Annotated in this window: 5 protein-coding genes; 4 read left to right on the top strand and 1 reads right to left on the bottom strand. The window is 61.1% G+C overall.

Features of this window, described 5'->3' with window-relative positions; translation table 11 throughout:
- Positions 1 to 110 precede the first annotated feature (110 nt).
- Positions 111 to 944: a sugar phosphate isomerase/epimerase family protein gene (locus tag BUA69_RS17560; RefSeq protein WP_160300117.1), complete on the bottom strand. Its 834-nt coding sequence runs from the start codon at positions 942 to 944 to the stop codon at positions 111 to 113.
- A 186-nt stretch (positions 945 to 1130) separates the two neighbouring features.
- Here BUA69_RS17560 and BUA69_RS17555 point away from each other — a divergent pair, with 186 nt between their 5' ends.
- From BUA69_RS17555 to BUA69_RS17540, 4 genes are all read left to right on the top strand, one after another.
- A complete protein-coding gene (locus BUA69_RS17555) occupies positions 1131 to 2618 on the top strand; it encodes a GMC oxidoreductase (RefSeq protein WP_052950448.1) in 1488 nt (495 codons plus the stop codon).
- A 45-nt stretch (positions 2619 to 2663) separates the two neighbouring features.
- Positions 2664 to 3722, top strand: a complete 1059-nt coding sequence (locus BUA69_RS17550) for a Gfo/Idh/MocA family protein (RefSeq protein ID WP_046134642.1) — start codon at positions 2664 to 2666, stop codon at positions 3720 to 3722.
- A gap of 228 nt (positions 3723 to 3950) precedes the next feature.
- Positions 3951 to 5021 (top strand): ABC transporter ATP-binding protein, encoded by a 1071-nt coding sequence (locus tag BUA69_RS17545; protein ID WP_046134643.1) that lies wholly within the window; start codon positions 3951 to 3953, stop codon positions 5019 to 5021.
- 58 nt (positions 5022 to 5079) lie between these two features.
- Positions 5080 to 6318, top strand: a complete 1239-nt coding sequence (locus BUA69_RS17540) for an extracellular solute-binding protein (RefSeq protein ID WP_046134644.1) — start codon at positions 5080 to 5082, stop codon at positions 6316 to 6318.
- Positions 6319 to 6382: the final 64 nt, after the last annotated feature.

Raw genomic sequence — 6382 nt, 5'->3', positions numbered from 1 at the left:
CAGATCAAATCGCGCCATCGCACCCTCCGATTAGCCTGGAGAGTGAATCACGATGGCGCCTAATCGGGAATCCCGTTTATGAGTTCAGAACCTAGTCCCTGCCCGGTTCTTCAGCCTGTAATCTCGCCCAGCATGCGGCGGATATTATTCAATCCGGTCGCGCAGCCATAGTCGGTCGGCTCGCCTCCCTCATATTCGAGGGAGACGAAGCCGTCATAGCCTGACGCGACAACGCTCTGCAGTATCTGTCTGGTGTCGACATCGCCGAAGCCGAACACTGAACCGCGGATGTATCGACCACCAGCGGTTTCGAGCCAGCCCTCCCCGGGGCTGGTATGGCGGATGTAGAAATCCTTGAGATGGACGATGCTGGCCTGAGGCAAGCAGGCACGCGTCGCCAGCAGCGGATCCTCGTCGACGCAGAGGAAATTGCCGACATCGAGGGTCATGCGGAAGCTGGACAGATCGACGGCATGAATCAGGCGCTTGGTGCGCTCGCTCGAAGTCATGAAGAAGCCGTGATCCTCGACGCTGGAGGTCACGCCATAGCGCTGCGCATGCTCGGCAATCTGGTGGCAGGCGTCGACAATCCCGGCAAACTCGCTCTCGAATGCCGCTGTGTCGCCTTTGTGGGACCATTGCACCACGTCATGGCGCAGGAAGCGTACATCGATGCGGTCACAGAGCTCGACATAATGCTTGGCGCGTTCGATCTGGGCGCGCCGCTCCACCTCGCCCTGACCAATGAAGTTGGCGGAAATGCAAATTCCCGACAATGGAATGCCAGTGTTCCGGGACGCAGTCTGGAGGCGATCCAGGGCCTCGCTGTCATCGCCCAGTCGGTAATGAATATCGGCTCCCTCGGGCGCGACCGAGAACGTCGCGAGCTCGACATGCTCGCCGCCATGATCACGTACCCAGGAGAACACATCCTCGATTTGCATGCTGCCATTCCGCATCAGCGGAAGAAAACTATACGAGCTCAAACCGAGTTTCATGGAGACTCCTGACCTTCAAGACGGGGCATCATCAAAACTCCCGATTGCCGTGTCAACATTCCGATTGACAACAAGTGCGACCGCATCATCCTTATATTTCAGCTACATGACCGGATATGGACCTTTTCAGCTATGCGTGACCAGTCTGCCGATGTCGTTATCATTGGGACCGGGCCTACCGGCTCGGCCTATGCGCGGATTATCCGACGCGATTGGCCCGAAGCCCGTATCGTCATGGTTGAAGCCGGCCCGCAAATCCTGCCCAGGGTCGGCGCGCATCTCGACAATGTTGCCGATCTGCAAGAGCGGGCTGCGCTCGAAATGATGGCCCAGGGCGGTGACCGCACGCCGCGCCTTTCCGTCAGCAAGGAAGAATGGGAGGCGCGCCGCGCCGGCGGTTTCGACGCGTCCCTGCTGCGCCGTTCAGGCCTCTACATCACCAACGAGACCGACCCGGTCGAAAACCTCTTCACCGGCTTCGCTGCCGCCAATGTCGGCGGTATGGGCACCAAGTGGTCGACCGGCACCCCGACCCCGTCCGAGGCCGAGCGCGTGCCCTTCATTCCCGCCGAGGAGTTCGAGGCGGCCCTCGCTATTGCCGAGGGACTTCTGGGCACAAACAAGAACACGCGGCCCGACGATGCCGCAGCCATGGCCATGCGCGAAAGGCTGGGCGCTGTCTTCAATCCCGGCCGCGATCCTGACCGTCAGGTCAAGGCCATGCCGCTGGCCGCTACGCCCGGCCAGCAAACCCTGACCTATCACGGCACCGACATGGTGCTTGGCCCGCTGGTCGAGGAACCTGCGGAGCGCTTCAAGATTCTCTCGGAAACCGTCTGCCGGCGCGTGGTGCATGAGAATGGCTGCGCGACAGGTGTCGAACTGGCGCGTGTCGGCGAGGAGGACACCTGGTTTGTCGCCGCCGCCACGGTGGTGCTGGCCTGCGACTCCCTACACACGCCGCAATTGCTTTATGCGTCGGGCATCCGCCCTGCCGCCCTTGGCCGCCATATCAACGACCATTTCATTATCTCGCAGATCGCCGAAGCGCCGCCGTCCGATCCACCGATGCGGGCGATGAGCTGGATTCCCGCGACCAATGATTTTCCCTTCTCGGTCACCCTCTATCCCAGCAGCCTCGATTCCATGGAACGGCCGGCGGAGTTGACTGGCCAGCCGGTGGGCATGGGCGTATTCTGCCCGTCCGACGTCAATGCCGAAAATCATCTCGCGTTCGACGAGACCCGGCTCGATTGGCATGGCCTGCCCTCGATTTCGATCAAGTGGAAGCCCTCCGAGGCTGACAAGACCCGTATCGAGGATGCCAAGGCTACCGCATTGCGCGTCGCCGAGGTTATCGGCCGCCCAGCACCCGGCTTCGCCACAACGGTCCTCCCGGTGGGCAGTTCCCTGCATTACCAAGGCACCATCCGCATGGGGGCCGAAGATGACGGCACCAGCGTTTGCGATCGCCAAAGTCGCGTTTGGGGATTTGACAATCTCTATGTCGCCGGCAATGGCGTCATCCCAACGGTGACGGCCACCAACCCGACCCTGTTCTCTGTGGCTCTCGCTACCATCGGCGCCCGCCAGGTCGCTCGTGAGCGGCGCCGGGCGTGACCGCCGCCGCCGAACCTATTCTACTATCCTAGACTGGAGACTTTAATGCAGGGACAGAAGCTGTCGGTACTCGTGGTGGGGCTTGGCCAGATGGGCCGCGGCCACGCGCTGGCATACCATAATCATCCCGGCTTCGATGTCGTCGGTCTGGTCAACCGGTCCAAGCCCAACCTGCAAGAGGAGTTGGCCGATTATCCCGTGCGCACCGACTACGCGCAGGCGCTGGCGGAATTCTCGCCACAGGTCGTTTCGATTGCCACCCATACCGACACCCATGCCGATATGGCCATTGCAGCGATGGAAGCGGGTTCTCACGTCTTTGTCGAGAAGCCCCTGGCCGCCAATCTCAAGGACGCTAAACGCGTCGTCGCGGCGGCCAAGGCCAATAACCGCAAGCTGATCGTCGGCTATATCCTGCGCTATCACCCATCCTGGATGCGCCTCATCGCCGAGGCCCGCAATCTGGGCGGCCCCTACGTGTTCCGCATGAACCTCAATCAGCAATCCAGCGGCAGCGCCTGGGACATTCATCGCTCGATCATGCAGACCACCTCGCCGATCGTCGACTGCGGCGTCCACTATGTGGACGTGATGTGCCAGATCACCGATGCCAAGCCGGTCGAAGTGCGCGGCATGGGCTTGAACATGGCCAAGGGCCTGCCCGCCGGCATGTATAATTACGGCCATTTCCAGGTGCTGTTCGATGACGGGAGCCTGGGCTGGTACGAGGCCGGCTGGGGTCCGATGATGTCGGAGACCGCCTATTTCGTCAAAGACGTGATCTCCCCGCAGGGTTCGGTTTCCATCGTGGTCGAGGAAGGTGCCAGCTCGGCGAGCCTGGATGCCCATACCCGCACGTCGCGCCTGCTGATTCACCACGCAGAGACCGATGCGAAGCACGCCTTCACCCGCCCGGACGATTGGCTGGATATGCGCGACGAGCCGGATCACAATGCACTGTGCTATCGCGAGCAGGATTTTGTCTATCGCGCCGTGACCGAAGATCTCGATCTGACCCGCCACATGAATGACGCCGTGGCATCACTCAATATCTGCCTTGCTGCTGACGAAAGCGTCCGCACAGGCCAGGCCGTGCGACTCTAGCGACCAGCCAAGCCCCTCGACTGCTGAAAGACCTCCGACGACCGTGCGCCAGTGCCGGTCGCCGGAGCGATCCGGCACGTCCCACACCTGTCAGATCCCGCAAAACTCCCGGCGCTATGCGCGGACAGGTGGTACTACCATACATGGCCTCTTTACACTTGCTCGCCGGTGCCATTAGCTGTGCTACTCGATTGGGATATTATTGGCCGTATCGGCCGGAGTTAGCATTTGGCCAGGTTAGCGCTGCGCGGCATCAAGAAGCGCTTCAAGAACACCGAAGTCCTGCACGGCATCGACCTCGATATTGGAGACCGTGAATTTGTGGTTTTTGTCGGCCCCTCGGGTTGCGGCAAATCCACCTTGCTGCGCTTGATCGCCGGGCTCGATCCGATCAGCGACGGCGAGTTCCATCTCAACGAACACCTGATGAATGATGTGCCGCCTTCGAAGCGCGGCATTGCCATGGTGTTCCAGTCCTATGCGCTCTACCCGCATATGGACGTTTACGAAAACATGGCCTTTGGCGCCCGCCTGATGGGGCTCGACAAGGCCGAGGTCGAAAGACGCATCGCCGAAACCTCGCAGATGCTGCGGCTGGATGAATTGCTGAAACGGCGCCCGCGTGAGCTGTCTGGCGGCCAGCGCCAGCGCGTCGCTATCGGCCGTGCCCTGGTGCGCAAACCCGACGTGTTCCTGCTTGATGAACCGCTGTCCAACCTTGACGCGGCCCTGCGCTCGGAAGTCCGGCTGGAGATTGCCCGCCTGCACCGCGAAATCGGCGGCACCATGATCTATGTCACCCACGATCAGGTCGAGGCGATGACGCTGGCCGACAAGATCGTGGTGATGAACCTCGGCCGTATCGAACAGGTCGGCTCGCCCCGCGAACTTTACGAGCGCCCAGCCAACAGCTTCGTCGCCACCTTCATTGGCTCGCCCAAGATGGCGCTGATCGATGTGACGCGCGATGGCGACCGGGTCGGCATTCCGGGCGGCGGCACGATCGCCCTGCCCAACCAGCTGGCAGCTCCGGACAAGGCTTTCCGCCTGGGCATTCGCCCTGACGCAATCAAGCTGACCCGCGATCCGAACGCCGAAGGGTTCAAGGCAACGATCGTCTACCAGGAATATCTGGGCGACAACGCCTTTGCCTATGCGCGGTTGGTCAATGGCACCATGATCGGCGCCCGCACGCTGCCAAACGAGATCTATGATCCCGACGAGGCAGTCACCATCCTGATCGAGCCGGGCCAGGCGCATTTCTTTTCCGCCGAGGATGGCCGTCGCTTGTCTGCTTGAGACATGCGGTCAAACCCAGGGCAACAGAGTCTATCGATATGAGGAGAGGAGAATAATAATGAACAAGACTATCATCCGCCTGGGCGCGGCGATGGGCGCACTGCTCGTTGCACTGCCGGTCATGGCGCAAGACCTGACCTTCTGGAGCTGGCGCCAGGAAGACCGTGCGCAGTATGAGCAGTTCATCGACACGTTCGAGGCTGCAAATCCGGGCATTACGGTCAAATTCGAAACCTTCGAGGCTGCCAATTACAACACCATCCTGTCGACGGCATTGGCCGGCGGCACGGGTCCGGACCTGATGATGGTGCGCGCCTATGGCGGCATGGAGAACGTCGCATCGGCTGGCTATCTTGAGCCGCTCACCGTCGAGGCGATCCCGGCACTCGCCGATTTCGCACCGAGCGCGCTGGCTGCCGAGACCATGCGTTCGGACCAGACGCTTTATGCCGTGCCGTTTGCCAGCCAGACCCAGCTGGTCATCTACAATAAGGGCATTTTCGACGCCAATGGCATCACCGAGCCCCAGACCTGGGATGAGCTGATCGCCGCCTCGCAGAAGCTCAAGGACGCTGGCATCATGCCATTTGCCAATGGCACCGCGACGGCCTGGCAGAACGAAACCATCGTCGGCGACCTGGTCTCCTCGATCATGGGCAAGGGCTTCTATGACGATCTGATTGCCGGCAAGGCCGACTTCACCGATCCGCGCTATGTCGAAGCACTGGCCAAGCTGAAGGAAATTTCGGCTTACTTCCCCGATGGCTTCATTGGCCTCGATTACCCCTCGGCCCAGCAGCTGTTCAGCTCGGGCATGGCGGCAATGTTCGCGGGTGGTTCGTACGAACTGGCGACCTTCAAGACCCAGAACCCGGATATCGAGCTGGGCGTCTTCGCTGCCCCCGGCAAGACGGCCGAGGACGAAAAGCTGGTGGCGATCTATTACGACGGTGGCTACGCAGCCAACGCCCATGGCGCCAACAAGGAAGCTGCGCTCAAGTTCCTGAACTATGTCGCGAGCCTCGAATTCGGCCAGGCCTTTGCCAATACGTTGAACAACATCTCGACTGTTCCGGGCGTTACCTTTGAAAACCCGCTGCTGGCGGAAATCGCCGAACTGAATACGTCAGCAATTCCCTACCTGATGCTGGTGCATTTCCGTTATGGCGAGCCGTCCGGTTCGGTGCTGCTTCAGGCTGAAGTCCAGAAGCTTCTGGCTGGCCAGACCACACCGGAAGCCGCTGGTGCTGCGGTCACCGAAGGCCTGAAGGCCTGGTACGAGCCGTTCCAGAAGTAATCCGTCAACCGGCGTCGCGGCCTGGTCCGCGGCGCCTTCCCTCCCGTTGAATCCAGCATCAGCC

The sequence above is a fragment of the Devosia limi DSM 17137 genome (assembly GCF_900128975.1).
GTDB classification, from domain to species: Bacteria; Pseudomonadota; Alphaproteobacteria; order Rhizobiales; family Devosiaceae; genus Devosia; species Devosia limi.
Note: the sequence above shows the minus strand (reverse complement) of the source record. Positions and strands in the feature narration are given on the sequence as shown.

What these genes read in the sequence shown, in the direction of transcription:
- BUA69_RS17540 (WP_046134644.1), top strand. Translation starts at nt 5,080, where the DNA reads ATGAACAAGACTATCATCCGCCTGGGCGCGGCGATGGGCGCACTGCTC.
- BUA69_RS17550 (WP_046134642.1), top strand. Translation starts at nt 2,664, where the DNA reads ATGCAGGGACAGAAGCTGTCGGTACTCGTGGTGGGGCTTGGCCAGATG.
- BUA69_RS17560 (WP_160300117.1), bottom strand. Translation starts at nt 944, where the DNA reads ATGCAAATCGAGGATGTGTTCTCCTGGGTACGTGATCATGGCGGCGAG.
- BUA69_RS17555 (WP_052950448.1), top strand. Translation starts at nt 1,131, where the DNA reads ATGCGTGACCAGTCTGCCGATGTCGTTATCATTGGGACCGGGCCTACC.